Below are 26,208 nucleotides of genomic sequence, written 5' to 3'. Positions count from 1 at the left end.
GATCACGGCAAGGGACCTTGGGGACGACATGAGCGAGGTCATTGTGCAGTGGGCTCGCAGTTCAGGTCGCCGCGACGAATCCGAAGTGCTCCTGCTGGGTCGGCTGCTCTCGGGAGCCCTGTTTCCGCCGGCGGTGGTCGAGCGCCTGCCACCACCAGCGGGCAATGACGAAGATCCCGTGATCGTACGGCTGCACGTGGATCCAACAGGATCTTTGGCGGACCTCCCTTGGGAGCTCGCGACGGATCCATCGGATCCCGACCGCTTCCTGTCCGCCACTGAAGGTTACGCCTTCGTTCGAGTGAATGCCGACGCGCCCGTCGGGTCTGGCCAGCCGCCAGAGCCGCTGCCACTCAGCGAAAGGATGAGTGTTCTCAGGATTATTGTCCAACCAGACGAAACCAGTCGGTGGCCTCAAGTGATGGACACCGGTTATCCACGGCGTTGGCCAACCAGCAAAGCCATCGACGATGACCTTGCCGCTCGAATCGGTGCGGTGACAGGACTGGACGACGCCCCACTGTTCACCTCGGAGAGCCTGATCAATCCCCCATTGTCTGAGTTGCGGGCGCGAGCGGGCCGGGGAAGTGTGGATATCGTGCATTACGTCGGATTCGGCTATCAGGAGCCAGAAGATGGACAGCGCTCGGGCTTCCAGAGATCGTGGATTGCATGTGGAGGCGGTCCGGGGAATGACAACCTGCGGTCCCATAAGGCATTAGAGGTCATACGCGAGATCGGACGGCTTCAGCCGAGACTTTTGATAATGGAGTTTGGAACTCCTTCGCTCGACTGGCCCAGTGACTTCGTGGGCGGGCGACGCTTCGAACCGATTGGCCCAGCCCTCCTCGAGAGCATCGACCTCGCAGGCGCAGAGGCGATGATCTGCACCCGCCCGGTGCACCCATTGCAGTACGACCGCTTCAATGGATTGTTCTACGCGCAATTGGGTAGTGGCCACACAGTCGAGCAGGCGGTTCAACTGGCCCGAGTTGCGCTCTCGCTGGACGCTGTCGTGGATCACGCTGGCTTCGGTTGGTTTGCAGTCTCTACCGGTAACAACTTGCGGCGGCGATTCTTCGAGCGTCCGACGCGTAGTACAGGCCTCGAATCAATTTCCGGCCACTCCCGCTCCGGGTCTCCCGCTGAGTCAAGCGAGACGCCTCTCCGCGAGCCCGCTCGGTCAGACAGCTTCAGCAGTAGCAGCCCGCATGCGGGTGGCGCGGAGGACTAGGTTATGGTCGCTAACACTTTGCCCGTCGACGTTCTTCTGGCGCTTGACGAGCGTCTGCGCAGCCGAGTCGGAGTAGATCTCGCACTCAACACTGCAGCGGATCGCTTCACGGAACTATCAACCGAACACGGGTTGCAGGAGGTCCGGCAACTACTAGTGCGTCGTGGGGCGGATTTGCAGCAGGCCCTTTCCGACGTTTCCGACGCCGTTCAGCAGTTGCGAGACCTCGAGCAGGCGCTTCCGTTCACCGTGGCGGGGTGGCCGGAGCGGGAGCGCGAATTGGCTGCGGCGTGCGCTGCGGACCCTATCGACGGGCTCGGCAGGTGGTTGGACGATTGGTTCACGGCCATAGCGACTGTGCGCCTCGATGCTTGCCGGCGTTTGGAAGCGATGGAACCGCTGTTACCGGCCGGCACTCAGGAACTTGTCTACCGGTGCCGCACTACGTCCTTAGCGCTTGAGCAGAGCGCTCCCTGGGAAGTTGCTTCCCCGCTTCTGCTCGCAGGCGCACGCGGCATCAGCGTCGGTGACGCGACACAACCTGGGCCGGAGGCTCGGGAGCGACTCTGGGTGTTGTTGGTACGTCTCGCGTTGGCACTTGGCCGCCCCGAAGAGGCGCGACGCATGCTTGATGAAGTAGCCACCTCTACGGGTGGAGCGCTTCTCGACGTGCTTGCTAAGAGGCTGAGGACCGAGGAGGGCGCAAGCTCGGGAGTTGAAGTCTTTCGATCAAGCGCCAACTCGCCTGAAGTGCTGTTCGAGGTCGCACGCGTACTCACCCGATCGCGCGATGGCGTCCCGGCTGACCTCAAGGTGGATCCTGGGATGGCGGCCGCCCGCCGCGCCGTGACTACCGCACGCTCGCTGGACGATGCGAAGCAACAAGTTGTTCAGTTGCTTGAGCCGATCACCCCGGAGCTCCGGCTGGCATTGGCGGAGCGCGCAATTGCGGAGGGTGATGACCAATCGGCCCGCGCGGATCTCGACCGGGCTCTCAGCGCAGGTGCGGCCGGCGCGGTATCCGCTGAGACCCGCGAGCGTCTGGCAGAGGTGGGTCAGCGATTGGGCGACCTACCAGAGGCGTGTCGTCAGCTCGTCGCCGCCGCGGAAGCATGGACCAATGTCTCTCGCGGGGACCGTGCACTCAAAGTGGCTGAGGCCGCCGTCGCCTTGGATGCGGAGAACGCAGAGGCTCGCGCGTGGGTCGCCTCCAGCCTTATTGATCTGAACAGCGCTGCGGCCGGCGGCGACGCTGACTCCCCCAAACGGGCACAGGATGCCCAGTTGCACCTGCGTCGAGCTCTAGAGGTTCTGGAGTCCGCTGAGGCGCTCCTGCGGGCAACTCCAGCGGAGAACTCAACCTGGCTCCTCGTGTGGGTGCTTCAATTGCGCGGTTGGCTACTCGACCGGTTGGCAGATCTCAGCGGCGAGCTGGTTGTAGAGCAACGCTGGCAGGCGATGCAGGCCGTCCAAGAGGCTCTGGCGCTTCAGCCGGCAAGCGCTAACGGCTGGCAAGGAGTTGCGAATGTGTCGTATTCCCTTGGGTTGTGGTCCATGGCTGAGCTGTCGGCTCGTGAAGCGGCCCGCCTAGAGCCGACTTCCCGCGCAGCCTTAGCGCAGCATGTACGAGCCCTAATTAACCGCGGCGATCACATCGAGGCGCTGAAACTGCTCGGCGATGCAGCAAGCAGTTTCGAATGGAGCATGAAGGCTCACGTTCTCCTGCGCCAGAACGATGCGGAAGGAGCGGTCCGGGTGTTTTCGGAGCACCCACCGGAGGCCGACGCGCCGTGGGCCAGGCTGAGCCACTGTTCAGCCCTTATGCTCACGGGTCGAACGCGCGAGGCCCTCACGGAGGCCCGCGAGTTTGATTCGTGGTTGAGGCCGCGCTCGCGGCAAAGCTTGAATCGGGACGTGGCCGCCCGGACGAGCCTACTCATCGGAGATGATCGCCGCGCGGAAACCTTGGCTGAGAGAGTTAGGGCGCAGGGCCTTCATTCTGCGGACCTTGAACTGGCGGTACTCGCCGCCACTCGCGGAGACCTTTCGGTGGCGAGCTTGCTCGTGGCCGACTTCTGTGGTGACTTCACATCGAAAGATGAGGTGCAGTCTTGGGAGAACGTCGATAGACCCCTGTTTGAGGCAGCCCTTGAAGCGCGCGGTGCTCACCTCCCAGACCTGGCCCTTGCCCTCGACAGGGTTGCCCGGCTCCGAGACGTACTCGACGCTCGGCGCGATCCGCTCTACGAGTTAGAGCAAGTTGCCGCCGCGGCGCCTCAAACGGCGGACACCGCTGCCGTTCTTGAGCTGGGCCCATTGACTGTCGCTCTCGCCCGGCAAGACCGCGGCGCCGTACAACAGTGGTTGGCCGCGCAGGAGGATAATCAACAGTCGCTCGTCCGGAAATCACTCGAGGAGTGGATCTTGAAGCGACGGGCCCTCGAAAACGCTGCCGAAATTGTGGCCGCCGCCGCCGCTGGGCAGATAACAGAGGCCATTGATGGCCTGCGCCACCTGTTACTGGACTGGCCGTTGTCAGCGGACGACTTTCTGCGGACGGCGTCACCTCAAGGCATCCCAGCGCAACTGCTCGACGCGCTGGCTTCGTTGACCGACGACCCCGAGGTCGGCTCAACTGCATCCTTCGTGTCGCAGTGGCTCGGTGGGGGGCCAGGGCGGCGAGACTACGAATCGGCCACTCACGAGGGCGTGGAGGTGCTGCTCCCAGCGTCTTGGTTCGTTCAGTACAGCGACCCCGTCGCGGAGCACCCTCTGTTCTTGCGTCACCTTCACGAGATGCGGCTGTTAGGCGGCGACAGTCTGCCGCCCGTTCGCGTGGTGGCGGACTTGGAGATGGAGCCAAACCGCTACCAAGTCCTTGTTCGCGATCGGGCCATAGAGGAGGGAGCTATCCCCATAGGCCAGAGGTTCCTGCCTCGAGAGGCGCTCGATTTGGTGCCGGAAGTTGGGCATGCGCCAATCTCAGAAGCGCGCTTCCCCGACCGTCTTGGGACGGTCGCGGTCACCGATTCGGATCCGGATCCGGATCCGGACTCGGACTCGGACTCGGACTCGGCACGAACCTCGTTGGTCGACCTACTTTCGAAGTCAGTACTGGAGGTGCTTGTTGGACGCATTGAACGCGTGTCCACGAGGGCCTTCCCGGCCGAGCCGGCTTAGTCGCCTTGGCGGTTTGGAAAGGCATTGCAGTGGGTGCGTTCCAACTCCTCAGTACCAAATGCACATCAAACGACGGGCCGACGGTACGCCTCGTTGTCCGTCAGAGCGCGGACGGTCACAAGGGGCGGAAGAGTCCGTCAGGGGCCGCATGGCCATCGTCAAGAGGCACCACGAACGACCGTGACTGACCACTCGGGCGCCGCCGAGCCAGCCGTCGCAAGTGACACCGCTCCGTCGGCAAGGTCCGAGTTTCGTTCCTGTACTGAACCCGAATTCTCGCGCTCATGTGATAACTCGGGACGGCCGCTCGCTTCCGCCGCGGCGGCCGAGCGCCGCCCAGCGACGCGAGAGCAACCCGGGCGAGGGTCCCGGTAGGGGCCGCCCGGCCCCCTGCCGAGGTGTCCCGGGAGCTCCTTGGCTTGGTCGGCGAGGACCAGCGCAGCGTCGAGCGGGTGCCGGGTTGGGGGAGGGACCGGGGCAGCGGCCGGTTCTGGCCAGACTGACGTTCCGCCTGCCGGGTCGCCCGGGTGCAGTTCTTCGCGGAAGCGGACGAGTCCGCTTGCCCCGACCTGCTTCTACGTGTTGCCGATCCCGAGGTCGTCCTTGAGCCACGACCGCACCGTGGTGGCGGTGGTGTCCTCGACCGAGAGGTCGACGGACTTGTAGATCATCCCGACGAAATCGGTCGGCATCCGGTCGATAGAGCCGTCCTTCAGGAGCGCGCAGCGGCGGCCCGTCATGAGCATCGCGCCGACCTCGATGAGCAGGTTGTGGTTGAGCCCGCGGTCGACCCGATCCTCGAAGAGGGCGACGCCGTAGCGGCAGGCCCACATGTGCGCCGTGACGTTGGCCCACAGGTCGTCGACGATCGCGCGGTCTGACGCGAGATGGAACTCCAGCCCGGACTCGGCGCACACCTCCTTCACTACAGCAAGCGCGCGCCCGACCGGGTCGACAGTCCCCGCCTTCGCGTCGGGGAAGCGGGTCATCCCGAACACGTTCGTGTCAAAGGGATGGTCGGCCAGGAACGCGCGCAGCGGCTGGACGAGGGCTGGCGGGGCCATGTGGACCGGCACGAGCGCGTGCTCTGTCCGGCCCAAGACGGGGGCGTTCTCGTGCGCGGCCTCGGCGACGAGAGCGACGAGGTCAAGCCCGGTCATCTGTTCGCGGACCTTTGCCTGGCCCGCGGGTGTCACCTTGTAGATGCCGCGCTGCGGCTGCTTGGCCAGCAACTTCTTGGTCGTGAGCGCGGCAATTACGTTCGTGATCTTGGCTGGCGCGGGCAGCCCGAAGTCGTGGAACAACTGGATCACAGCTGCGGGCGAGGTAGTGCCGCCGTCGGATCGGGTCGCGGCCAGGTGGCCGAGGACGAGCGTCTGCAGTTGGAGGTCGAGCCGCTGCAGTCGAAGGGCGACGGGGTCGTGGCCTGGGCTCACGACGCCGCCGACGCGATCGTCTTCAGGTAGTCCTCGCCATCCTCAGTGATGCGGATCGTCTGGTCCACCGTCGAGCGGTTCATGTACCCGGCGGACTTGCCGCTCCTGAACGCCCCGCCGACGTTCCCGCTGGGCACGCCTGCCCCGAGGTGGTCGGTCAGCCACGACAGGTCCTTGTTTGCGAGTCCCCGAATCCCGTGAGACTTCGCGAAGTGCAGGGCCCACAGCAGCCTGTCCCTGTCGGACTTCATCTTGGGGTAGGCGGCGATGCCGTCCATCCGCGTGGGGAAATCGTCGAGGTCCGCGAAGACCTCGGGCTTGGCCTTGGCCTTGGCCGTCCCCTTCGCGGCTCCCCTGGACCGGCCGCCACCGTTGGACGCTGCCTTGGGGAACTCGAAGCCGCCGTCGAAGATGCCCTGGATCTTGTTGGTGACGTAGTACTCGTCGCCGTCGCCCTGGGCGAGCCAGCCTGCCTGTACGGCGGTCGTCATGTCGCGGCTGAAGTTGGCTGGCGCCGTCTCCCTCGCGCGCCGAAACTGGGCCTTCACGTCCTCGACCTTGAACGTCTCGCCGCCGTCCTGGAGAACGTACTCGCCCAGGGCGACGATCTTCTCCGCGTTCGTCTTCGCCCCGGAGAGGTCGAGCGCCTCGCGTGCACTGCCCACCTTGTTCGCTGACTTGTTGGAGTCGGTCCGCGGGCTGTCGTCCAGGCCCGCGCCGTGGTCGCCAGCGAGGTCGGCGCCGAGGTCCGCACCCCCCTCATCTGCGTTGAGGAACGCGATGATCCGGGCGGCCTGGGCTACCGAGATCTCGTCTTCGTAGCTCACCTTGCCCGTGATGGTGAGGGTGATCGGCCTAAGAGTCATGGCCCGAGTGTAGTACATTGCGACACATGCGTCCGGATGTACGACTTCGCGACTCTCAGCGTCGTGTCGGTGCGCTCGTCCACGCGGGCCAGCCCCGGGCTCGGTGCCCGAGGGCTGGCCATCGGCTACGGCGTGTTGGCGTACTGCGTCGCCGCTTTGGCCGCCTCCAGGACGGCGTTCTTGCCCGCGGCGTCGTAGTAGAACCTCACTTCGTGGACCGGGGCGACCGGGGATGCCCCGGGCGCTCCCGTGGCGAAGTCGAGTTGCTTCTTGCTGTCCGAGACCAGTCCCTTCGAGTTCTGGTACAGCCGGACCGTTCGAGCCGACCCCTTGTAGACCCACCGGATGTACGGGGTCTTGGAGGCCGACCCCTTCCGCGCCTGCGGCAGTAGGCCCTCGAAGCCCAGTGCCTTCATGTGATCGGCCACTTCCTGGTGGGGGCCTGCTTCGTAGGCCGCGAACCTCGCGACCATCGTGCCGAGGCTTTCCGGGCCGCCCCCTGGGTCCGGGGTGGTGGTTCCCGCCCCGTCGTGCAGCACGATGTGGATCTTGCCGGAGAATTCGGCGGGTACGTCGACGATGATGTCGGCCATGCGACCCCTTTCCGCGCAGTTTCCGACTGTCTTGTCTGGTCGTGGTGCTTAGGCTACGCGTCGCGTCGTGTAAAGACCAAGGAAATGCTTGAAAAGTCTTGTGAGGACCGGGAGCTTGTCGGCCCCTTTGCTCCCTACCTCTATACGACCTGCAGCCGGTCCGGGGTCCAGGGCGCCCCGCGCCTTGCAGCCCGCTCCAGGGCCACTGCTCAGCCTCCAGGGCCTGGATCTGGGGGACACGATCGCCCCCGACAGCACCCCTGCCTGGAACGCCGACATGAGCTCGCCGATCTGGCCCGGGATCGCGCGGAGACGGGCCTCGCCCGCCCACTCGTCCGCTGCGACCGGCTCGCCGGAGAGGTCCGCCTCGGCCAGCCGCCGTTCGACCAGCGCCGCCAGCAGCTCGTCCGTCTGGCGCCCCGCGATGGTCAGCGAGTGCCCCCTGCCCTCGGCCGAGCACGCGTAGGCGTGGCGCTCTCCGCCGTCGAGCCGGTAGCCGTGCATCCGCGACCCGCACTCGCCGCACCGCGCGACGCCGCTGAGCAGGTACCGCGGCGAGCCGCGGCGGGACCGCGTCGCCCGCCCGTCGAGCGCCGCCTGGAGCGCGTCGAACGTGTCCTGGTCGACCAGCGCCTGCCACACCCCCCGCACCGGCTGCCCGGACGCGTCGCGGGCGATGGCCTTCCGGTGCGTGCGCCACCCGGCGAGCCTCGGGTTGCGGGGCACCTGCCGAACGTTCGTGTGGTTCCACTCGCCGCCCCGGGTGGTGCGGACCCCGTCGGCGTTCCAGCGCCTCGCCACCTCCCGCACCGGCACGCCGTCAGTGACGTCGCGGGCCGCCGCGCGCAGAAGGGGCGCCTCCTCCGGGTGCAGCGCCCTCTTGTCCTCGGCCCACCTGAACGGCCGCGCCCCCGGTGTCCTCCAGCCTGTGCGGCCCGACGACCCGCCACCAGAGCCGAAGGTCCCGGCCGGGACGACGCGAGCCCGGCGTGTGGACCCTTGTCGCGCCCGGGGCCCGCGGCTATCGTCGGCGGCAGCAACTCGCTCCCGGACACCGGGAGCACCACCCCAGACACCCGGTGGCAGGTCGTTCACACGTCCCGGAGGGTGGGTTATGAGTCGTTTCGTCGACGAGTCGGACAGTCGCGTGGTGGAGCAGGCCAAGGGCGCGCTGATGCTGCGCTACGGCATCGGGTCGTGCGAGTCGCGCGCGGTGCTGGACCGGTGGGCCCGGGAGGCGGAGGCCCCGGTGACGGAGGTGTCCGCCGCGCTGGTCGACGGCATCTGCCTGGGCCGCGACGACCCGGACACGGAGGTCATGGTGCGCTGGCTCGAGCAGCGCATGCGCAGTGACCTCAGCGACGTACGAGCGGCGGCGGAGGCAGGCGGCGCGACGGCGGGACCGACGGCGGGTGGACCGGCGCCAGGGGAGGGCACGGCCACGGGGTCCGTGCCCGCGCCGGGCCGGTCCGCGGGGGCGCGGCAGTGGCGCTACTCGTCGGCGGTGCACGCGGCACGGGTGCTCCGGAGCCGCTGAGCCACGCACCAGCGCCCGATGGCGCCGAACGACCCGTCACACGTGCCGTTGGACCCTGCCCCGCACCTCCAGCGACGCGCAGGATGGAGCTGTGCCCGACGACGAGACCATCAGCGCCGCTGAGCAGCTCGACGCCATCGGACAGGCGGTGATCACGACCGACCCGAGCGGCGTGATCGTGCACTGGAACGCAGCGGCGGAGCGGCTCTACGGCTGGACGGCCGCCGAGGTGCTCGGCTGCAACGTCGCCGAGGTCACCGTCTCCGAGGTGGGCCACGACACCGCCGACGAGATCATGGCCGCGCTGCGCGACGGCGTCGCGTGGTCGGGCGGCTTCCCGGTGCGGCGCAAGGACGGCAGCACGTTCCCGGCGCTGGTCACCGACGCCGGCATCTACCGCGAGGGACGCCTCGTCGGCATCGTCGGGGTGTCCACCAACCTCGGCTCGGCGATCCGTCCGCTCCTCGAGCGCTCGACCGACGCCGCGCTGCTGCTGCGCCACGACGCGGTGATCACCTATGCCAGCCCCAACGTGGGCCTGCTGTTCGGCTGGGAGCAGGACTCCCTCGTCGGCACCTCCGTGGTCGACCTGCTGCACGAGGAGGACCGCCCCGACCTCGGCCGGCTGCTCGACGACGTCGTCGCCCGGCCCGGCGCCCACCCGCCCGCCGAGGTCCGCGTCCAGGCGTTCCACGACTGGAGGTGGGCGGAGGTCGCCTTCACCAGCCTGCTCGACGACCCCACCGTGCGCGGCGTCGTGTGCAACCTGCGCCCCAGCCCGGCCCGGGTGGCGATGGAGCAGGCCGAGCTGCGAGCCAGGCAGCTCGAGACCGCCCTGCAGACACGGCTCGTGATCGAGCTCGCCAAGGGCTTCCTCGTGGGCCGCGACGGCGTCACGCCCGACGAGGCCTTCCACTCCCTGCGCTCCTACGCGCGGTCGCACCACCTGACCGTGCACGACGTGTGCCAGCGCGTCGTCGACGGCGAGCCGCTGATCGGCTCGCCCGCCGGCTGAGGTCTCCGCGCCCGCCGGCCCGGGCGGTGCTCGGCGGTCAGCGCTCCGGGTCCGCCACCGGTACGACGACCTCGTTGCGACGCAGGAACCACGGCGTCCACGGCGGGTCGAAGCGCGCGAACCTCGGCGGCCCGACGACCTCGAGCCCGGCCGCCTCCACGGCGGCGAGGAGGCGGCGCGCGTGGTCGTCGTACCGCTCGCGCGTCCAGCGCCCGGAGAACCTCAGGGCCGCCGCGGTCTGCGCCGGGACCGCGCGCAGGCGGACGTCGGGGTCCGTCGGGTCGGGCGCGGCGTCGAGGTCGAAGTCGGCGGGCATGACGAAGCCGACGACGAAGCGACCGGCCGACTCGTCCTCGGCCTCCTGCACCACCGGCGCGGTCATCGCGACCTTGCGGCTCTGGGTGTTGCGCCCGCCGATGTAGCCGACGAGCCGCCGGAAGGAGGCGTTGCCGGCGCCCTCGAAGGAGCCGGTCACCCGCGTCTCGGCGACCACGTGGTCGGGGTAGCGGCGCAGCTCGAAGCCGGGATGCTCGCCCACCACCTCGTAGGGCTGCTGCTCGGTCATGGCTCCACTGTCCCTCGGTCCCGGTGGTCCGGGCAGGGCCCGAGGTCCCGGGTCGCGGTCCTCACCCCCGCGCGGATGCGGACAGCAGGGGCAGCAGCAGCTCGAGGACCGCCTCCTCGGTCTGCTCGGGCGAGAGCCCGCCGTCGACGCGGAGCACGCGCCACGTCGTGGCGTCGCACACCGCGACGACCTGCGCGAGCCGCCGGGCCCGGGTCGCCTCGTCCAGCCCCGGCTCGAGCCCGTCGGCGAACGCCTCGCGGCACCAGCCCACGTGGTAGCGGCGACCGCGGGCGGCGAGCTCCGGCACACCCGGCGCCTGGTGCGCCTCGGCGTACAGCTTAAGGATCAGGGCGCCGTGGTGCTCGTAGAAGCGGACGAGGGAGCGGACCGTGTCCTGCGGGCTCTCCCCCATCGCGGCCGCGCGGTCCCGGGCCAGCGCGGCCTGCTCGCGCTCGACGGTGGCGACCAGCAGGCCCGGCTTGCTGCCGAAGCGCCGGAACACCGTCTGCGGCGTGACCCCGGCGTCGGCGGCGACGTCCTCGAGCCGCACCTGGTCGTACGGCGTCTCAGCGTAGCGCCGCAGCATCGCGTCGAGGATCCGTTCGCCGGTCTGCTCGGCCGCCTCGGCGCGGGCGGTCATGCGGTACTGACGAACCGGCTTGCTTTTCATGCAAGTAACGCTAACATCAATATATCCATGTGAGTCACACTGCCCGAAATTGTGAGGCACCACCATGAATCACTCCTCCTCCCGATCGCCCGGCCGCACCGGATCGCTGCCCGCGCGTGAGGCACACGTCGCCACCCGGCTGGGCCGGCTCCACGTCCGCGTCGTCGGGGACGGCCCGACCACCGTGCTGTGGCCGTCGATGTTCGTCGACAGCCACACCTGGGACCCGGTCGTGCCCCTGCTGCCCGAGGGCCGTCGCTACGTCCTCGTCGACCCTCCGGGCCTGGGCCTGAGCGACGCGCTCCGCCAGCGGAGCGACATCGTCGGCGCGGCCGACGCCGCCGTCGACCTGCTGGCGGGGATGGGCGTCGACGGCCCCGTGGACTGGGTCGGCAACGCCTTCGGCGGCCATGTCGGCTTCGAGCTCGGGGCCCGCCCGGGCGTGCTGCGCAGCCTGGTGGCCGTCAGCTCGCCGGCCGAGGCACTTCCCGCCGGGCTGCGCAAGCAGGTCACGATGCTGCTGCCGGTCCTGCGCTGGCTGGGTCCGGTGGCGCCGGTGCGCTCGGCCATCGTGGCCGGGATGCTCACCGACGCCTCCGCCGCCGAGGAGCCCATCCGCCGGGTCGTCGTCGACTCGCTCGACCGGCCGAGCCGGCGTAGCACGGCGCTCGCCGTCCGGTCCTTCATCCTCGACCGCCGCGACGTGTCCGACCAGCTCGCCGACCTGGCCGTGCCGAGCCTGTTCGTCGCCTCCGACGACCGCGGCGACTGGAGCCCTGACGACGCCAGGAGGTCGGCGGCCGCCACTCCCGACGCCGAGGTCGTGACGATCACGGGCGCGCGCACGCTGGTCCCGCTCGAGCAGCCGGAGGCGTTCGCCGCGCACGTCCGTCGGTTCTGGGAGCGGCTCGACTGAGGGCTGCCCGTCGGACGGGGTGCTGCGAAGATCGGGGCATGTCACGCCGCGCCCTGGTCCGCCGCCCCAGCCCACGCCTGGCCGACGGCCTGCTGACCCACATCGACCGTGTGCCGGTCGACCTCGACCTCGCCCAGCGGCAGTGGGAGGCCTACGTCGCCGCGCTGCAGGCCGAGGGCTGGGAGACCATCGAGGTCCCGCCGGCGCCGGACTGCCCGGACTCGGTGTTCGTCGAGGACACCGTCGTGATGTACGCCGACCTCGCCGTGATCACCCGGCCGGGCGCCGACGAGCGCCGGGCCGAGGTGACCGGCACGGAGCAGGTGCTGCGCGACCTCGGCTACCGGATCGCCCACATCGAGGCGCCCGGCACCCTCGACGGCGGCGACGTGCTCAAGCACGACGGCACGGTCTGGGTCGGCCTGGGCGGACGCACGAACCAGGCCGGCGTCGACCAGCTCGCCGCGCACCTCGCCCCGCTGGGCGCCCGCGTGGTCGGCGTACCGCTCACCAAGGCGCTCCACCTCAAGTCCGCGGTCACCGCCCTGCCCGACGGCACCGTCGTCGGGTGGGCGGACGTCGTCGACGACCCCACGGTGTGGACCTCCTTCCTCGCGGTCCCGGAGGAGCCCGGCTCCCACGTCGTGCTGCTCGACGAGGCGACCGTGCTGATGTCCTCGGCCGCGCCCCGCACGCGGGCGCTCTACGAGGACCGCGGGCTGCGGGTGGTCGCCGTCGACGTCACGGAGTTCGAGAAGCTCGAGGGCTGCGTGACCTGCCTGTCCGTGCGCCTGCGCGACTGAACCGACCGCTCGTGTCCGCGCCGGGCCGCAGGTCGGAGGCTATGTCCGCCACACTGTGACCCGCGCCGCTCCCGGATCTCTCATCCCGGGCGCCGGCGCGGGGTACGGGCGCCCATGACCCAGCTCCTGGACGCCGCGACCTACGACCTCGACGACGAGGTCAACCTCAGCGGCCACGCCGACAGCATGGCGGTCTACGTCGCCAGCGTGACCGGCCTGCTCGCCCTCGGGCGCGCCTCGGGCCGGGAGCTGCCCGAGCACTACTCCCTCCGGGACCTGACCCTGGGCGGGATCGCGACCCACAAGCTCACGCGGCTGCTGAGCAGGGCGTCGGTGACCAGCCCGCTCCGGGCGCCCTTCACGCAGTTCGAGGAGGCCGCCGGGTCGGGCGAGCACGTGGAGAAGCCGCGCGACGGGCACGGCCTGCGCCACACCGTGGGCGAGCTGCTGACCTGCCCGTTCTGCCTCGGCGTCTGGGTGGGCACGGCGTACGTCGCCGGGATGGCGCTCGCTCCCCGGCCGACCCGGGCCGCCGCGGCCGTGCTGACCGTTGTCGGCGCCTCGGACGCCCTCCAGCACGCCTACTCCCGGCTGCGCGGCGACTGAAAGTCTCCCGGCGGGTCACATCCGCCACGCGTGCGGATCCGCGCACGGCACCGACGGGCCGGGCCCCGGAGGACCCGGCCGCCGGGCAACCCCTGCCGATGTGGTCGGACCACTGTTCACGGATCACGGTCGCCGCGCAGGTCGAGCCTGCGGGGCCCGTCCGCCCCAGGGGTGAGGCGAGGCTCCGAGGCTAGCCCGCGGTGCGGACGGCGCGCACGTGCATTGACCTGACGCCGAGATCTCCGCGTTCCGCCCCGGGGTGACGGCGTTGCCTGCTTGGGTGGTGCGACCAGCTGGTTCGTACCTGTCCACGGGGACACCATGAAGAGACTCGCTCGCGTCCGAGCCAGCCGCCAGTGCCTGGCCAGCATTGCGCTGTCGTCGCTCGCGATGGGTCTCCTGGCGGCTTGCGGGTCGGACGCACCCGACCCGGCCGGTTCGGGCGGAATGGTCGGGCACATGTCCGGCACATCGGACGTCGAAGGGCAGCCGGGCGACCCGAGCGTCGGGGGCGGCGGGCTGGCCGTGATGCCGGTCGCGGCGATGGACGGCCCGTTCTGGGACCGGACCGACCAGGAGCAAGTTGCCGACCCGCGGGGCTGGGCCCACCTCGTGGTGTCGCTGAGCGAGGCCCACGTCGACCAGCTGGACGGCACAGTGGTTGCCATCGACGACGAAGGTGACTTCCGGGTCGAGGTGCCGCAGGGTGCGTACGCCGTCTGCTACTGGCCGAGCGAGATCGGCGCCCGTGTCACCGGATGCGATGCGGTCGACCTGTCCGCCGAGGGTGAGCTCGAGTCGTCCTGGGGCGAGGGGGGATTCCACATCGGCGCCGCTGAGTGAGCAGCACCAGACGGCGGCAGCCGGCTGGCCCGGCCTCCTCACGTCCGCCTGGTGAAGCGGACCTTGCCGTGCTTGTCGAGGGAGTGCTGGAACGCCGGGTCGTGGATGCGTCGGTGGTGGGGACGGCAGAGGAGCCGGCCCTTCGCGACACTCGTCCCGCCGCCCTCGCCCCAGGACACCTGGTCGTGGTGCGCCTCGGTCATCGCGGGTGGCGCGTCGCAGCCCGCCGCGGTGCAGCCGCCGTCGCGAACCCCCATCGCGATCCGCTGGGCCTCGGTGTGGAAGCGCCGCTTGCGGCCGACGTCGAGCGGCACGCTCGGTCCGCCGAGCACCACCGGGATGATGCCCGCGCGGCAGGCGAGACGTCGCGCCTCGCCGGCGCTGACACGTCCGCCGGTGTCGAGCGACGCCGCCTTGAGCCCACCGAGCAGGGTCTCGAGCTCCATGGTCACCACGACCGTCGCCGCCACCCCACCGGCCTTGGGCGCCGACGCCGCCGGTCGGGTCTCGATGTAGTCCATGAACGCCCGGCCCATCCGGTGCCGGGTCAGGGTCGGCGGGCGCTCCTCACCCTCGCGCCCGCCGGCGCGGCCCTTCGCGCACTCGCGCGCGACGCGGGCCTTCAGGTCCTTGGCGAGCATCGCCCCCTGGAGTGACGGGACGGTGAAGCGGCCGTGGCACGTGCCGTGCCCGTCGTCGACCATGGAGAACGACGCTCCGGCGACGGCGTCAGCCTCCTCGCCCTCGAGACGACGCGCCTCCTCGGCGTCCGCGGCGACAGGGTCGACCGCCTCGAGCACGCGGCGACCCAACGTGCGGAGGTCCTTCGCGTCGTGCTCGCGAGCCTTGTCGAGCAGGAACCGCGTCGCCGCGGCGGGCACCCAGTCCTCGACGGCGTCGGGCAGGTCGTCCACCGCGTCCGCGACCACACGCGCCTGGTCGGTGCGCAGGTCGCCAGCCGCCAACCCCTGGGCGACCTCGTCGTGCCCCTCCAACGCCTTCGCCAGCCGCGCCGTCCGGTGCGCCTCGGCTCGGGTGGTGCGCGTCGCCTGCGACCACCAGCTGGTCGTCGACGTGGCCCCGGTGTCCATCCCGGCGCCCACCGCCTCCGCCTGCCGGAGGACCCGCATGAGGAGCGCGTCGAGCTGGCCCCGGACCCGGGTGAGCGACAGCAGCGCCTGCTCGGCGTCCTCGGTCGACATCGACCACATCGGCCGCTGGATCGCCGCCGCGAGGTCGGACTCCAGCCACCGCGCCAACGCCACCACCGGGTGGTCGTCGAAGTGTGCGATCGCTGTCATGCACGCACTCTCAGAGGCCACCGACAGTCGGTCGGGCGCCGGAAGCGGTTGTGGAGAGGTCCTCAAGAACTCGATGGTGACCTGTCGGCCACCTGTGTGAAGGTGCACCCGTGGCGAACGACGAGGCACTGAGCCGTGCGGCAGAAGTGAACGCCCAGCTCCGTCCGGTGGAGGTGTCTGCGGAGACGGTCGTCCGGCCGGCGGGGCCTCAGAGCCCGACGGTGCACTCGTTCCTGCGCCACCTCCGCGAGAAGGGCCTGGACTGCGTCCCCGAACCGCTGTCGCTGAGCGAGGAGACCGAGGTGCTCGGATACCTCGAGGGAGAGAGCGGTGGTGATGGATGGAAGCACCAGCATGACGAGCGGGGCCTGCGTTCGGCGGCGCGACTGCTCCGACGCATCCACGACGCCTCTGCTGACTGGGTTCCGCCGCAGGACGCGGTCTTCGCCGCGCCCCCGACGGCTGCAGGCGGCGACGTCTTCGTCCACGGCGACCCCGGGCCGTGGAACTTCGTGTGGCGAGACGGTGAGGCGGTCGCCCTCATCGACTGGGACTTCCTGCATCGTGCACCACGACGGGACGACGTGGCGTACGCCCTGCTGTGGTTCGCCCCGATGCGCGACGACGAGTCGTCTCTGGAGTGGCACCACTTCCCGCAGGTGCCCGACCGTCGCGCCCGCATCGACGCCTTCCTCGAGGCCTACGGGATCGTGGCCGACTTCGACGTGGCTGACGCCGTCATCCGACGCCGTCACGCGACCATCGAGCACGTCCGTTCACTGGCCGAGCAAGGGGTGGAGCCCCAGAGGACCTGGGTCGCTGACGGGAGCCTCGAGGACGAGGCAGCGGAGATCAGGTGGATCGAGGCGAACAGACCGCTCTTCGATCGCTGAACCCCTGGGCGCGCGAGCCGGGCTCAGGCAACCGCCGCCGGCACGACCGCCCGGCGCGCCGAGCGGCGGGGCAGCCAGCGGACCGCGCGGAACGTGTCCTCCGACGACCCGTAGACGAGCAGCGCGAGGAAGACGCCGTAGACCGGCAGGTGCCCGACCATCTCGGTCTGGCCGAAGAGCAGCAGCGTCGCGTTGAACGGCACCATCGCGACCAGCACGGCCACCTGCGGGAAGGCGCCGGAGATGACCAGGAGGCCGAAGAGCAGCTCGGTGGCACCGGCGATCGCCACGAAGGTCTCCGGCGACAACGAGAGGCCGGCGAGCGAGAAGACGTCGAGGGCGGGGTAGCGCTCGAGGGTGTCGACGGCCATCGCCGGGTTGGTCAGCTTCTCCGAGAAGGCCAGCACGATCAGCGCGGTGCCCACGCCCAGCCGCAGCCAGAGCAGCGCCCAGCGCAGGTGGGCGCGCGAGGGGTGGGCAGCGCCGTGGGCATCGGGGCCGGGAGGTACGACGACGAGGAAGGCGGCGACGGCCGCGAGGTTGGCGCACTCCCCGAGCGCCGTGAGGCCGGCGACCGCAGCGAGCGCCGGAGCGAGGCCGAGCACGAGCGCGGCGGCGGTGCGCAGCTGCCAGCCGGTCACCAGCCAGATGCCGAGCGCGGCCTCCACCAGGAGCAGCGCGGTGCCTCCGGCGCCCTCGAGGTGGTCGTTGGACGGGGTGATGAAGGCGCCGGTCGCGGCCAGCGCGAGCAGCGCGACACCGAGGTGGATGCCGAGCAGCCGCGGCACCCACGGGACCAGCCGGCCGAGCGGCCGCAGGACGGGCAGCTCGGGGCGGTCGACACGCAGGGCGACCAGGCGCCACGCGACGGCCACGGCGACGACGGCGGCGGTCAGCGTCAGCGGCAGCGGGGAGAGGAAGAACGACCAGTCCCCCGCCTGCTGGGACTCGACGAACCAGCGCTCGTGGGTGGGCAGGGCGGGCACGAGCGCAGGAAGGGGGAGGGTCATGGCTCCACCCTCTGTTCCGCGGCCGGTGCCGGGTGAGCGGCGAAGGTCCGGACATCCGCGGGACCTTGGTCACCTCCCGGCGACCGCCCGCGGCCGGGCGTGCGCCCCTAGACTCCGGCCGTGGACGGGCGGGGGTCGATCTGGCGTCAGCCGGGGATGGCGCCCCTCGTGGTGGTGTCGTGCACGGGTTTCTCCGGCTACGCGCTGCTGCTCACCGTCGCGCCGCTGTGGGCGGTCGAGGGCGGGGCGACCACCGCCGGCTCCGGGCTGGTCAACGGCGTGCTCCTGCTCGTCACGGTGCTGACGCAGCTGTTCGTCCCGCGCGCCCTGCGGCGCTTCGGGTGGGGGCCGGTGCTCGCGGCGGGGCTGGCGCTGCTGGGCGTCCCCGGTGTGCTGCTGTCGCTGAGCGACCAGCTGGGCGTCGTGCTCGCGCTGTCGGCGGTCCGCGGCGTCGGGTTCGGCATCCTCACCGTCACCGGCAGCGCCGCCGTCGCGGCGCTGGTGGTGGCCGAGCGCCGCGGCGAGGCGATCGGGGCGTACGGCCTGGCCGTCGCGGTGCCCAACCTCGTCCTGCTCCCGGCCGGCCCGTGGATCGCCGAGAGCCTCGGCTACTGGGTGGCGTTCACGCTGAGCGCCCTGCCGCTGGCCGGCGTGCCGGCGGCGCTCCGCCTGGCTGCGGCGCTCGGCCGGGGCGCACCGGACCTGCACCCCGCCACGGCGGCGCTGGCTGACCCGCTCGACCCCGCGTCGGCGGCGTACCGACGACTGCTGCGGCCGATGCTGCTCCTGCTCGTGGTCACGCTCGCGGGCGGGGCGGTCATCACGTTCACCCCGCAGATGGTCGACAGCCCCTCGCTCGCGGCGGGCGGACTGTTCCTCATGGGGCTGACGGCGGCGCTCAGCCGGTGGCGCGTCGGTGCGCTCGCCGACCGGCTCGGCCCGCAGCGCTTCCTGGTGCCCCTGGTGCCGCTGACCGGGGTCGGGATGGCCCTCGTCGCCTGGTCCGTCGCGGGGTCCGACGGCGTCCGCGCCGGCGCCTTCCTCCTCGCCATGCTGCTGGTCGGGCTCTGCTACGGCGCGCTGCAGAACCTCACGCTGCTGATCTCCTTCGCCGCCGTCTCGCGCCGGCACCACAACCTCGCGAGCGCGGTCTGGAACGCCGGCTTCGACGGAGGTACGGCGCTGGGCTCGGTCGCCGTCGGCGTGATGGCCCAGCTCACGTCGTTCTCGACCGCCTTCCTCTGCGCGGGCGCCATCGCCGTAGCGACGCTCCCGCTCGCGCTGCAGCGGTCGGCCGCCGCCGGCACCTCGACGGAGCGGGCGCCCCGGACACCTCGGGCCTCCGGCTAGACGTCGCTCCGCGCCGCCCGGGCACCTCCCGGGCCCCCCGTACAGTCGCGTCCATGCCACCTGTCCCCGCTCGCGGGCACCACCTCCTGGCCGCCACAGGGCTGCGGACGCGCGCCCGCCACCGGGCCGAGGTCGGCACGCTGGGCCACCCGAGCGGCCCGCCGGCGACCGCCACGGCACTCGGCGAGCTCGGCTCCCCGCTCTCCGGCGTCCGGCTCGTGGGCGCCCTGCCGCGCCTGGCCCGCGCGCCGCGCGGCGACGGCCACCTGGTCGTCGACATCCCCGGCTGGAAGGCACCCGAGCTGTCCGGGGCGCCGCTGCGCGGCTACCTCAGGCGCATGGGGTACGACGCCCGCGGCTGGGGCTTCGGCACCAACACCGGCGACCCGCGGCGCGACGTCGAGCGGCTCGCGCGGAGCGTGCTCGAGCTGGTCGACGAGAAGGGCGCACCGGCCTCGCTGGTCGGCTGGAGCCTCGGTGGCGTCATCGCCCGCGAGGTCGCCCGCCGCCACCCCGACGCCGTACGCCGCGTCATCACCTATGGCACGCCGGTCACCGGCGGGCCGCGGCACACCACCGTCGCGCGCGCCTACCGGCGCGGACCGGACCCCGACGCCCGCAGGGTGGCCGAACGGCTCGAGCCGACGGCACCCGTGCCGATCCCGCTCACCGTCATCTTCTCCCGGCGCGACGGCATCGTGGCCTGGCAGGCCTGCCTCGACCACACCTCTCCCGATGTCGAGCACGTGGAGGTGTCCTCGACCCACATAGGGATGGGCATCGACCCCGACGTCTGGGCGGTCGTCGCCGACCGGCTGGCGGTCAGCCCGGCGCCGAGCGCCTGACCGGCCGGGGCCCTTGCGCAGGCCGGACGAGCAGACGCACGCACCCGACGGAGCCTGCGAGCACCAGCACCGCCAGGAGCACCCACGACACAGCCGAGTCGGCACGGGCGAGGAGCGCGATGAGGAGTGCGCAGCCGACCACGAGGCCGCCGGTCCACCTGGCCCGGCCGACGAGCAGCAAGCCCCCCGCCACGATGAGGGGCAGGCACCCCACCAGCACCTGCCGGGCTCCTTCTCGGCGAAGCTGCCTGTCGAGGTCGGTGTTGAAGTCGACGACCGAGACTGCGTCGACCAGCCCTCGGTAGACGATCGCGGCCCCCGCGAGACCCGTGACCACCGTCGCCAGGGCAAGCAGCGGCCCGCGGCCGGTCGGCGAGGAGGTCACAGCCCAAGCGTGACGGGTGGGGCGGATCCTCGGAGCCGTTCAGCCGAATGCGGTCAGCCCAGCGGCGGCAGGGTGACCACCTGACCGGCATAGCTCAGCCCGGCGCCGAAGGCGATGAGCAGGGCGGTGTCGCCGGCGGCTGCCTCGTCGTTGCGCAGCATCGCCTCCATCGCGAGCGGCACGGAGGCGGCCGAGGTGTTGCCGGAGTCGACGACGTCGGTGGCCACGGCCACGGAGTCGGGGAGCTGGATGTTCCTGGCGAGGGTCTGGGTGATGCGCAGGTTGGCCTGGTGCGGGATGAAGGCGTCGAGGTCGTCGACGGAGACGCCGGCCAGGTCGAGCGCCTCGTGGGCCACCTTCGCCATCGCGAACGGCGCCCAGCGGAAGACCGCCGTGCCCTCCATCTGGACGACCGGGTGGTCGACCTCGGAGTGGCCGCCGAGGCAGCTCGGCGTCTGCGTGATGACGTGGGCCTGCGAGCCGTCGGACCCCCAGGCGGTCGGGCCGATGCCCGCGGTGTCGGAGGGTCCCACCACGACCGCACCGGCGCCGTCGGCGAAGATGAACGCGGTGCCGCGGTCGGTCGGGTCCATGAAGCGGCTGAGCTGCTCCACGCCGATCACCAGCACGTGGCTCTCGGCCCCGGAGCGCACCATCGACGCGGCCAGGTTGAGCCCGTGGCAGAAGCCCGCGCAGCCGGCGGAGACGTCGAAGGCCGCCGCCGTGATGCCGAGCGCGGACGCGACCTGGGGCGCCGAGGCGGGCGTGTGCTCGGGGTGCGTCGAGGTCGCGACGATGACGCAGCCGACCTGCTGGGCGCCGACACCCGCGGCGGCCAGCGCCTTCTCGGCCGCCGAGATCGACATGCCGATGAGGGTCTCGTCCTCACCCGCGAAGCGCCGCGTCCGGATGCCCGACCGGGTCTGGATCCACTCGTCGGTGGAGTCCAGGACCTCGCAGATCTCGTCGTTGGTCACGACCCGCTCGGGTCGGTGGACGCCGAGGCCCAGCATCGCTGCGTGGGTGAGCTCGGTGGGCTGCTGGATCGTCATGACGCGAGCATAGGCAGGTCGGCCGGACGTGCTACCGGTCGCCGTCGGGCTGGGTCTCGGGGATCGGCGAGTCGGGCACCTCGCCGGGGTCGATCGGGTCGATGCCGGGGTCGCCGGACGGCACGATGTCGGGGTCGGACTCGGGCTCGACGGGTGTGGTGGTCATCCCCCAGTCCTACGCCGACCCGGCGGGCGTGGCAACGCCTTCACACCCCGAGTGATGGGGACGGACGGTCAGCCCAGCAGGGCGATCGTCCGCTCGTCGGGCGCGCCGTCGTAGAAGCGGTCGAGCACCGCGGTGAAGACCGGCTCGTCGGGATCGGCCTGTGCGAAGAGCGTCATCGACGAGCGCAGCTTCATCGCGTCGACCGTCCCGAGCACCCGCTCGGCGGTGGCGTCCTCGTCGAGGCCGAGCAGCGCCCGGCAGCACTCGCGCAGCCGCGGGCCGAGCACGTCGTGGTCGAGGTAGGCGCGGGCCTCCTCGAGGCCGGCGAGCTCGTAGTGCTTCGCGGTCGGGCTCTGCCCCAGTCCCGACACCTGCGGGAAGACGAACCACACCCAGTGGCTCGTCTTGCGCCCGGCGCGCAGCTCGGCCAGCGCCCGGTCGTACGTCTCGTGGTCGTCCTGCGCGCGGACGAAGCGGTCGAGGTCCATGGCACCTGTGTACCCCGTCCCGGCTACGTTGACCGCGTGCCCGACACCCCGACCCGCGCCGTCCGGCTGGGCGCGCTGGTCCTGGCGCTCCGCCCGACCTACATCGCGGCCGAGGTCGTCACGGCGGCTGCCACGACCGGTGGCTACAGCTTCGTGGCCGACTCGGTGAGCAGGCTCGGCGAGGTGGGGTGCTCGGCGGCCTACTGCTCGCCGCGGCACGAGGTGATGAACGGCGCCTTCATCGGCTACGGCCTCGCCCTGGCCGGCGGCGCGCTGCTGATGGCTCGGCCGCTCGGGCCGTGGGTGACCGCGCTGCTCGTGGTGTCGGGACTGAGCTCGTACGCCACGGGGCTTGCGCCGCTCGACCAGGACGCCACGCTGCACGCACTCGCCGCGACCCCGCTGTTCGTCGCCCAGCCGCTGGCGCTGCTGGTCCTCGGCCACCGGGTGCGACGGGACCGACCGCGGCTGTCGAGGGTCCTGACCGCGACCGGCGTCCTCACCGCCGGGGCGGCCCTGGGGTTCGTGCTCGCGGGCGACGGCGCGGCAGGTGGTGCGCTCGAGCGGCTCGCCCTCTGGCCGGTGCTGTTCGGGCTCGCCGCCTTCTCGTGGAGCCACCGTCCCGACATGGGTCGACCCCGTCCCTGACAGGGACGGGGTCGACGAGGACCGGTCAAGACGACCGGTCAGGTCGAACAGGGTCGGTCAGCGCAGGACGCCGCACAGGGCGGGGTCGGTCGCCTCGGCCGGGAGGCTCGGGTCGAGCTCGCTGGCGCCGGCACCGTCGAAGTCGTACTTGCCGTTGCCGTTGTGGTCGACACCGTGGATCACGACGACGCCCTTGCCGTTCTTGATCGCCTTCAGCACGGCGCCGGGCGCGAAGTTGATGGTTCGCGAGTACTTCTCGACGCCCTTGGGGGTGGTCGGGAAGCGGTCGACGGCGAGGCCGCTCTTGGGGCTCGTGTCGCCCTTCGTGGTCAGCGACTTCAGGATCGGGCCGTAGGCCGGCACGCCCTCGGCCACGTTGAGCCGGTGGTCGTTGTTGGCGTCGTCGAAGACGCTGGGGCACTCGTTGCGCGCCTCCTTGCCGAAGTGCAGGTGCTGGGCGTGCGGGAGGTTCTTGGCGAGGCCGTGCGCGTTGATGCGCACGTGGGCCTTGCGCCCCTTGATCTCGGCGTGGACGTGGCCGTCCGCGCCCGAGTCGTTGAGCGAGTCGAGATCCGCCTTCAGGTGCACGCCGCCCGGAGCCGCTGCGGGCTTCTCGGACTCGGTCGCGCTGCTGGCCTGGAACCCGGCGACCGCGGTGGTGCCGGCGAGGACCACGCCGCCCAGGGCCGCGTAGAGCTTGCGATGCTGCATGGGATCTCCTTGTGTCAAACGACGGCCGCGAATCGGCCCTGTGGCGTCGTTCGGCACCCGTGTCCGGATCGGATTGGGCCGCCCCACCCGTACGGATGGGGCGGCGTCCCTGCAGTCCGGCTCAGGCCGGCTCAGTAGCGCTTGCCGTTGCGGCGCTCCTGCACCTTCTGCACGGCCTGCTTGATCTTGGCCTGGTTGTGAGGCTTGCGAGCCTCGTCGTAGACCTTCTTGGCGATGCCGAAGGCCGCGATCTTCTTTGCCATACCCATGTGGGGACCGTACCCAGCAGCGGCAAGGCGATTCGTCCCCATCCGTGACCCGGCTCACTCCGAACCACTGAGGAGCCGCCGGTCCCGGCGGTCACGTCGACGAAGGGTCAACGACCGATGCGCCTCCCCTCTCTCCGCCGCCCGTCCCCGTCCATGGCCGTCTCCGTCATGGCCCTGGTCGTGGCGTCCACCGGTACGTCCTACGCGGCCGGCCTGATCGGCTCCGACGACATCCGCAACAACTCCATCCAGTCCAAGGACGTCAAGGACCGCACCCTCAAGGGCCGCGACATCAAGAACGACGTCATCGGCTCCAACAAGGTCCGCAACGGCTCGCTGAAGGCGCGCGACTTCAAGGAGGGCCAGCTGCCCGCCGGTGCGCAGGGTCCGGCCGGCGTCGGGCGCTGGGCGCTCGTCGACGCGAGCGGCGCGATCGTGTCGCAGTCCGGAGGCTTCTCGGTCACCGCGGCCTACCCCACCCTCGCACCCATGGGCGCCGACACCGCCGGGCTGCGCGCCAACGGCAACGTCTACATCAACGCAGGCGAAGACCTGACGAACAACGGCGTGCTCGCCGTCGTCGCGCTGCAGAACACGGTCGACCAGAACGGCGACGCCGTCACCAACGGCCGCGCCGCGGGCGCCGACGCCAACCCCGAGTTCTCGGGCGAGATCTCGGCCGCGATGTGCCAGCCCAACGTCGTCAACTGCGCGCCTCCCGGCACCGGCAACACCAACCACCTCGTGGTCAGCCCGCGCAACAGCGACGGCAGCGTCACCACCGACGGCACCCGCAAGCGGTTCTACGTCGTGGTCACCGGGGACTCCTCCGACCGCGGCTGACCCGACCGCTCGGGCGGACGCGCGCGGTAGACATGTCCCATGCGCCCGCTCGAGCACCTGGTCGACCGGCTGAGAGATGCGCTCGCCGGTCGGCCGGTGCGGGGGGAGGGCCGACTGCCTGCCGGCCCCCCGCACCGCGCCCGGGCCGGCGCGATCCGTGGGGGTCGCGCCGGCCTCGTGCAGCCCGACGCCACCACGTGCGGCTCGGCGTGCCTGGTCGTGGCGCGGATGCTCGGCGACGCCGACTACGCCAGGTGGCTGGAGACCGGTGAGGTCGCCGGGCGCGAGCGCGACCCGCGTCCACGGCGACGCCGCTTCGCCGACGAGGTCCTCGCCACGCACGTGCGCACGAACCGCTGGTACGGCGCCTCCGGTGCGCTCCAGGTCGCGTGGCCGCGAGCCCTCGGCACGGCGCCGTGGGCACTGGCGCGCGAGCTGACCGCGACGGGCGGGACCTCCGTGCCGGGCACCCGCCACCGCGTGCGGGCCGTCTCGCCGCGACGCCGCGGTGAGGCGTACGACGAGGTGGCGGGCGCCGTCGCGCTGGGGCATGCCGTGCCGCTCTACGTCGGCAACCGGGTGCTGCCGCGCCACGTCGTGCTCTTCCTCGGCGGTGACGACGCCGGGCTGACGGCGTACGACCCGGCGACGGGCGGGCGCACCGTCGTCACCCGGGACGCCTTCGACCGCGGCGCCCTCGGCATCTCGGGCTGGTCGGAGCCGTGGTTCACGATCCTGCCGGCCGCAGGTGAGGCACACTGACCGCGTGACCACGAAGATCTCCGTAGCGGGCCTCGGCTACGTCGGCCTGTCCATGGCCGTGCTGCTCGCCCGGCACAACACCGTCGTCGGCCTCGACCTCGACGAGCAGCGCGTCGACACGCTGCGCCGGGGCGAGAGCCCGATCCACGACGACGACATCTCCCGGTTCCTCGCCGAGGAGGAGCTCGACGTCACCTTCACGACCGATCCCGAGGAGGCGCACACCGGCGCCGACTTCGTGATCATCGCGACGCCGACCAACTACGACCCGGTCACCAACTACTTCGACACCAGCTCGATCGAGGCCGTCATGCGCGACGTGCACCGCATCGAGCCGCGCGCCACCATGGTCGTGAAGTCCACCGTCCCGGTGGGCTACATCGAGGACGTACGCGCGCGCCTGGGCATCGACGGCGTGATCTTCTCGCCCGAGTTCCTGCGCGAGGGGCGGGCGCTCCACGACAACCTGCACCCGGCCCGCATCGTCGTGGGCGAGGACTCCGAGCGGGCCCGCGCGTTCGCCGAGCTGCTGGTCAAGGGCGCCGACGCCGACGACGTGCCGGTGCTCTTCACCGAGCCGACCGAGGCCGAGGCCATCAAGCTGTTCGCCAACACCTACCTCGCCATGCGGGTGGCCTACTTCAACGAGCTCGACTCGTTCGCCCTGTCCCACGGCCTCGACAGCCGGCAGATCATCGACGGCGTCGGGCTCGACCCGCGCATCGGCACGCACTACAACAACCCGTCGTTCGGCTACGGCGGCTACTGCCTGCCCAAGGACACCAAGCAGCTGCTCGCCAACTACTCCGACGTCCCGCAGACGCTGATCTCGGCGATCGTCGAGGCCAACACCACCCGCAAGGACTTCATCGCCTTCGACATCCTCGACCGCGCTCCGCAGGTCGTCGGCATCCACCGGCTGATCATGAAGGCCGGGTCGGACAACTTCCGCGAGTCGTCGGTGCAGGGGATCATGAAGCGGCTCAAGGGCAAGGGCGTGGAGGTCGTCGTCTACGAGCCCGAGCTCGACGTCGACTCCTGGTTCGGCTCGGAGGTCACCGCTGACCTCGCCGCCTTCAAGGAGCGCGTCGACCTCATCGTCGCCAACCGGATGGTCGAGGAGCTGCGCGACGTCGCCGACAAGGTCTATACGCGCGACCTCTTCGGCGCGGACTGACCGGGCGGTTCCTCGCGCCCCAAACCGGTGAGCGGGCACTTCCT

Annotated in this window: 29 protein-coding genes; 15 read left to right on the top strand and 14 right to left on the bottom strand. The window is 71.1% G+C overall.

What is annotated here, in order from left to right; translation table 11 throughout:
- Positions 1–28 precede the first annotated feature (28 nt).
- On the top strand, positions 29–1,234 hold the full coding sequence (locus NCI01_RS02070; protein ID WP_254179803.1) for a CHAT domain-containing protein: 1,206 nt from the start codon (positions 29–31) through the stop codon (positions 1,232–1,234).
- Between the two features lie 624 nt (positions 1,235–1,858).
- Positions 1,859–4,414 (top strand): hypothetical protein, encoded by a 2,556-nt coding sequence (locus NCI01_RS02065; protein ID WP_254179802.1) that lies wholly within the window; start codon positions 1,859–1,861, stop codon positions 4,412–4,414.
- Positions 4,415–4,989: 575 nt separating this feature from the next.
- Here the strand turns inward: NCI01_RS02065 and NCI01_RS02060 are convergent.
- The 4 genes from NCI01_RS02060 to NCI01_RS02045 form a co-directional block, all read right to left on the bottom strand.
- Positions 4,990–5,850: a hypothetical protein gene (locus NCI01_RS02060; RefSeq protein WP_254179801.1), complete on the bottom strand. Its 861-nt coding sequence runs from the start codon at positions 5,848–5,850 to the stop codon at positions 4,990–4,992.
- Positions 5,847–6,716 carry a hypothetical protein gene (locus NCI01_RS02055; protein WP_254179800.1) on the bottom strand — a complete coding sequence of 290 codons (870 nt, stop codon included), beginning with the start codon at positions 6,714–6,716 and terminating at the stop codon, positions 5,847–5,849. Before NCI01_RS02055 ends, NCI01_RS02060 begins: the two co-directional genes overlap by 4 nt.
- 125 nt (positions 6,717–6,841) lie before the next feature.
- Positions 6,842–7,309 carry a hypothetical protein gene (locus NCI01_RS02050; protein ID WP_254179799.1) on the bottom strand — a complete coding sequence of 156 codons (468 nt, stop codon included), beginning with the start codon at positions 7,307–7,309 and terminating at the stop codon, positions 6,842–6,844.
- Positions 7,310–7,357: 48 nt separating this feature from the next.
- Entirely contained in the window at positions 7,358–8,404 is a 1,047-nt protein-coding gene (locus tag NCI01_RS02045) for a recombinase family protein (RefSeq protein ID WP_308213180.1), read from the bottom strand.
- 19 nt (positions 8,405–8,423) lie between these two features.
- Here NCI01_RS02045 and NCI01_RS02040 point away from each other — a divergent pair, with 19 nt between their 5' ends.
- Positions 8,424–8,846 carry an ANTAR domain-containing protein gene (locus NCI01_RS02040; RefSeq protein WP_254179798.1) on the top strand — a complete coding sequence of 141 codons (423 nt, stop codon included), beginning with the start codon at positions 8,424–8,426 and terminating at the stop codon, positions 8,844–8,846.
- Positions 8,847–8,937: 91 nt separating this feature from the next.
- Positions 8,938–9,861 carry a PAS domain S-box protein gene (locus NCI01_RS02035; protein WP_254179797.1) on the top strand — a complete coding sequence of 308 codons (924 nt, stop codon included), beginning with the start codon at positions 8,938–8,940 and terminating at the stop codon, positions 9,859–9,861.
- Between the two features lie 37 nt (positions 9,862–9,898).
- Here the strand turns inward: NCI01_RS02035 and NCI01_RS02030 are convergent, their stop codons facing one another.
- Positions 9,899–10,426 carry an SOUL family heme-binding protein gene (locus NCI01_RS02030; RefSeq protein ID WP_254179796.1) on the bottom strand — a complete coding sequence of 176 codons (528 nt, stop codon included), beginning with the start codon at positions 10,424–10,426 and terminating at the stop codon, positions 9,899–9,901.
- 61 nt (positions 10,427–10,487) lie between these two features.
- Positions 10,488–11,096 (bottom strand): TetR/AcrR family transcriptional regulator, encoded by a 609-nt coding sequence (locus NCI01_RS02025; protein WP_254179795.1) that lies wholly within the window; start codon positions 11,094–11,096, stop codon positions 10,488–10,490.
- Between the two features lie 64 nt (positions 11,097–11,160).
- Between NCI01_RS02025 and NCI01_RS02020 the strand changes: the two genes are divergently transcribed.
- The 4 genes from NCI01_RS02020 (at position 11,161) to NCI01_RS02005 (ending at position 14,264) form a co-directional block, all read left to right on the top strand.
- Positions 11,161–12,012 (top strand): alpha/beta fold hydrolase, encoded by an 852-nt coding sequence (locus NCI01_RS02020; RefSeq protein WP_254179794.1) that lies wholly within the window; start codon positions 11,161–11,163, stop codon positions 12,010–12,012.
- Between the two features lie 38 nt (positions 12,013–12,050).
- On the top strand, positions 12,051–12,815 hold the full coding sequence (gene ddaH, locus NCI01_RS02015; protein ID WP_254179793.1) for a dimethylargininase: 765 nt from the start codon (positions 12,051–12,053) through the stop codon (positions 12,813–12,815).
- A 114-nt stretch (positions 12,816–12,929) separates the two neighbouring features.
- The gene (locus NCI01_RS02010) at positions 12,930–13,421 is read left to right on the top strand and encodes a DUF1360 domain-containing protein (protein WP_254179792.1); all 492 of its coding nucleotides are present in this window, start codon (positions 12,930–12,932) and stop codon (positions 13,419–13,421) included.
- Positions 13,422–13,880: 459 nt separating this feature from the next.
- Entirely contained in the window at positions 13,881–14,264 is a 384-nt protein-coding gene (locus NCI01_RS02005; protein WP_254179791.1) for a hypothetical protein, read from the top strand.
- Between the two features lie 38 nt (positions 14,265–14,302).
- Here the strand turns inward: NCI01_RS02005 and NCI01_RS02000 are convergent, their stop codons facing one another.
- Positions 14,303–15,565, bottom strand: a complete 1,263-nt coding sequence (locus tag NCI01_RS02000; RefSeq protein WP_254179790.1) for an HNH endonuclease signature motif containing protein — start codon at positions 15,563–15,565, stop codon at positions 14,303–14,305.
- Between the two features lie 221 nt (positions 15,566–15,786).
- Here NCI01_RS02000 and NCI01_RS01995 point away from each other — a divergent pair, with 221 nt between their 5' ends.
- Positions 15,787–16,458: a phosphotransferase gene (locus tag NCI01_RS01995; RefSeq protein WP_254179789.1), complete on the top strand. Its 672-nt coding sequence runs from the start codon at positions 15,787–15,789 to the stop codon at positions 16,456–16,458.
- A 23-nt stretch (positions 16,459–16,481) separates the two neighbouring features.
- Here the strand turns inward: NCI01_RS01995 and NCI01_RS01990 are convergent, their stop codons facing one another.
- Positions 16,482–17,468, bottom strand: a complete 987-nt coding sequence (locus NCI01_RS01990; RefSeq protein WP_254179788.1) for a hypothetical protein — start codon at positions 17,466–17,468, stop codon at positions 16,482–16,484.
- A 120-nt stretch (positions 17,469–17,588) separates the two neighbouring features.
- On the opposite strand from NCI01_RS01990, the gene NCI01_RS01985 reads away from it, so the two are divergent.
- Positions 17,589–18,818 carry an MFS transporter gene (locus NCI01_RS01985; protein ID WP_254179787.1) on the top strand — a complete coding sequence of 410 codons (1,230 nt, stop codon included), beginning with the start codon at positions 17,589–17,591 and terminating at the stop codon, positions 18,816–18,818.
- A gap of 53 nt (positions 18,819–18,871) precedes the next feature.
- Complete coding sequence (locus NCI01_RS01980) at positions 18,872–19,663, top strand: esterase/lipase family protein (RefSeq protein ID WP_254179786.1); 792 nt, start codon at positions 18,872–18,874, stop codon at positions 19,661–19,663.
- Here the strand turns inward: NCI01_RS01980 and NCI01_RS01975 are convergent.
- The 4 genes from NCI01_RS01975 to NCI01_RS01965 form a co-directional block, all read right to left on the bottom strand.
- Complete coding sequence (locus NCI01_RS01975) at positions 19,641–20,048, bottom strand: hypothetical protein (protein ID WP_254179785.1); 408 nt, start codon at positions 20,046–20,048, stop codon at positions 19,641–19,643. The two genes, NCI01_RS01980 and NCI01_RS01975, sit on opposite strands and share 23 nt — an antisense overlap.
- Positions 20,049–20,101: 53 nt before the next feature.
- Positions 20,102–21,100: a beta-ketoacyl-ACP synthase III gene (locus NCI01_RS01970; protein ID WP_254179784.1), complete on the bottom strand. Its 999-nt coding sequence runs from the start codon at positions 21,098–21,100 to the stop codon at positions 20,102–20,104.
- Positions 21,101–21,131: 31 nt separating this feature from the next.
- Positions 21,132–21,266 carry a hypothetical protein gene (locus NCI01_RS21945; RefSeq protein WP_302181429.1) on the bottom strand — a complete coding sequence of 45 codons (135 nt, stop codon included), beginning with the start codon at positions 21,264–21,266 and terminating at the stop codon, positions 21,132–21,134.
- A 68-nt stretch (positions 21,267–21,334) separates the two neighbouring features.
- Positions 21,335–21,754 carry a DUF1810 domain-containing protein gene (locus NCI01_RS01965; protein WP_254179783.1) on the bottom strand — a complete coding sequence of 140 codons (420 nt, stop codon included), beginning with the start codon at positions 21,752–21,754 and terminating at the stop codon, positions 21,335–21,337.
- 36 nt (positions 21,755–21,790) lie between these two features.
- On the opposite strand from NCI01_RS01965, the gene NCI01_RS01960 reads away from it, so the two are divergent.
- The gene (locus tag NCI01_RS01960) at positions 21,791–22,402 is read left to right on the top strand and encodes a DUF998 domain-containing protein (RefSeq protein ID WP_254179782.1); all 612 of its coding nucleotides are present in this window, start codon (positions 21,791–21,793) and stop codon (positions 22,400–22,402) included.
- A gap of 57 nt (positions 22,403–22,459) precedes the next feature.
- On the opposite strand, the gene NCI01_RS01955 is transcribed toward NCI01_RS01960, so the two are convergent.
- Positions 22,460–23,113 carry a hypothetical protein gene (locus NCI01_RS01955; protein WP_254179781.1) on the bottom strand — a complete coding sequence of 218 codons (654 nt, stop codon included), beginning with the start codon at positions 23,111–23,113 and terminating at the stop codon, positions 22,460–22,462.
- 131 nt (positions 23,114–23,244) lie between these two features.
- On the bottom strand, positions 23,245–23,382 hold the full coding sequence (locus tag NCI01_RS01950) for a hypothetical protein (protein WP_254179780.1): 138 nt from the start codon (positions 23,380–23,382) through the stop codon (positions 23,245–23,247).
- A gap of 117 nt (positions 23,383–23,499) precedes the next feature.
- Between NCI01_RS01950 and NCI01_RS01945 the strand changes: the two genes are divergently transcribed.
- The 3 genes from NCI01_RS01945 to NCI01_RS01935 are packed head-to-tail and all read left to right on the top strand — an operon-like array spanning position 23,500 to position 26,164.
- Positions 23,500–24,225 (top strand): hypothetical protein, encoded by a 726-nt coding sequence (locus NCI01_RS01945; RefSeq protein ID WP_254179779.1) that lies wholly within the window; start codon positions 23,500–23,502, stop codon positions 24,223–24,225.
- 39 nt (positions 24,226–24,264) lie between these two features.
- A complete protein-coding gene (locus NCI01_RS01940; RefSeq protein WP_254179778.1) occupies positions 24,265–24,987 on the top strand; it encodes a hypothetical protein in 723 nt (240 codons plus the stop codon).
- Positions 24,988–24,991: 4 nt separating this feature from the next.
- Positions 24,992–26,164 carry a nucleotide sugar dehydrogenase gene (locus tag NCI01_RS01935; protein WP_308213179.1) on the top strand — a complete coding sequence of 391 codons (1,173 nt, stop codon included), beginning with the start codon at positions 24,992–24,994 and terminating at the stop codon, positions 26,162–26,164.
- The last annotated feature ends 44 nt before the right edge of the window (positions 26,165–26,208 follow it).

The sequence above is a fragment of the Nocardioides pinisoli genome (assembly GCF_024199985.1).
GTDB lineage: Bacteria > Actinomycetota > Actinomycetes > Propionibacteriales > Nocardioidaceae > Nocardioides > Nocardioides pinisoli.
The sequence above is the reverse complement of the archived record's forward strand: the minus strand, read 5'-3'. Positions and strand labels throughout refer to the sequence as shown.

Bases quoted from the DNA above. Each gene is read 5' to 3' on its own strand.
- NCI01_RS02070 (WP_254179803.1), top strand. From the start codon at position 29: ATGAGCGAGGTCATTGTGCAGTGGGCTCGCAGTTCAGGTCGCCGCGAC.
- NCI01_RS02065 (WP_254179802.1), top strand. From the start codon at position 1,859: ATGCTTGATGAAGTAGCCACCTCTACGGGTGGAGCGCTTCTCGACGTG.
- NCI01_RS02055 (WP_254179800.1), bottom strand. From the start codon at position 6,716: ATGACTCTTAGGCCGATCACCCTCACCATCACGGGCAAGGTGAGCTAC.
- NCI01_RS02050 (WP_254179799.1), bottom strand. From the start codon at position 7,309: ATGGCCGACATCATCGTCGACGTACCCGCCGAATTCTCCGGCAAGATC.
- NCI01_RS02040 (WP_254179798.1), top strand. From the start codon at position 8,424: ATGAGTCGTTTCGTCGACGAGTCGGACAGTCGCGTGGTGGAGCAGGCC.
- NCI01_RS02030 (WP_254179796.1), bottom strand. From the start codon at position 10,426: ATGACCGAGCAGCAGCCCTACGAGGTGGTGGGCGAGCATCCCGGCTTC.
- NCI01_RS02025 (WP_254179795.1), bottom strand. From the start codon at position 11,096: ATGAAAAGCAAGCCGGTTCGTCAGTACCGCATGACCGCCCGCGCCGAG.
- NCI01_RS02020 (WP_254179794.1), top strand. From the start codon at position 11,161: ATGAATCACTCCTCCTCCCGATCGCCCGGCCGCACCGGATCGCTGCCC.
- ddaH (WP_254179793.1), top strand. From the start codon at position 12,051: ATGTCACGCCGCGCCCTGGTCCGCCGCCCCAGCCCACGCCTGGCCGAC.
- NCI01_RS02010 (WP_254179792.1), top strand. From the start codon at position 12,930: ATGACCCAGCTCCTGGACGCCGCGACCTACGACCTCGACGACGAGGTC.
- NCI01_RS02005 (WP_254179791.1), top strand. From the start codon at position 13,881: ATGTCCGGCACATCGGACGTCGAAGGGCAGCCGGGCGACCCGAGCGTC.
- NCI01_RS02000 (WP_254179790.1), bottom strand. From the start codon at position 15,565: ATGACAGCGATCGCACACTTCGACGACCACCCGGTGGTGGCGTTGGCG.
- NCI01_RS01990 (WP_254179788.1), bottom strand. From the start codon at position 17,468: ATGACCCTCCCCCTTCCTGCGCTCGTGCCCGCCCTGCCCACCCACGAG.
- NCI01_RS01980 (WP_254179786.1), top strand. From the start codon at position 18,872: ATGCCACCTGTCCCCGCTCGCGGGCACCACCTCCTGGCCGCCACAGGG.
- NCI01_RS01970 (WP_254179784.1), bottom strand. From the start codon at position 21,100: ATGACGATCCAGCAGCCCACCGAGCTCACCCACGCAGCGATGCTGGGC.
- NCI01_RS21945 (WP_302181429.1), bottom strand. From the start codon at position 21,266: ATGACCACCACACCCGTCGAGCCCGAGTCCGACCCCGACATCGTGCCG.
- NCI01_RS01965 (WP_254179783.1), bottom strand. From the start codon at position 21,754: ATGGACCTCGACCGCTTCGTCCGCGCGCAGGACGACCACGAGACGTAC.
- NCI01_RS01955 (WP_254179781.1), bottom strand. From the start codon at position 23,113: ATGCAGCATCGCAAGCTCTACGCGGCCCTGGGCGGCGTGGTCCTCGCC.
- NCI01_RS01950 (WP_254179780.1), bottom strand. From the start codon at position 23,382: ATGGGTATGGCAAAGAAGATCGCGGCCTTCGGCATCGCCAAGAAGGTC.
- NCI01_RS01945 (WP_254179779.1), top strand. From the start codon at position 23,500: ATGCGCCTCCCCTCTCTCCGCCGCCCGTCCCCGTCCATGGCCGTCTCC.
- NCI01_RS01940 (WP_254179778.1), top strand. From the start codon at position 24,265: ATGCGCCCGCTCGAGCACCTGGTCGACCGGCTGAGAGATGCGCTCGCC.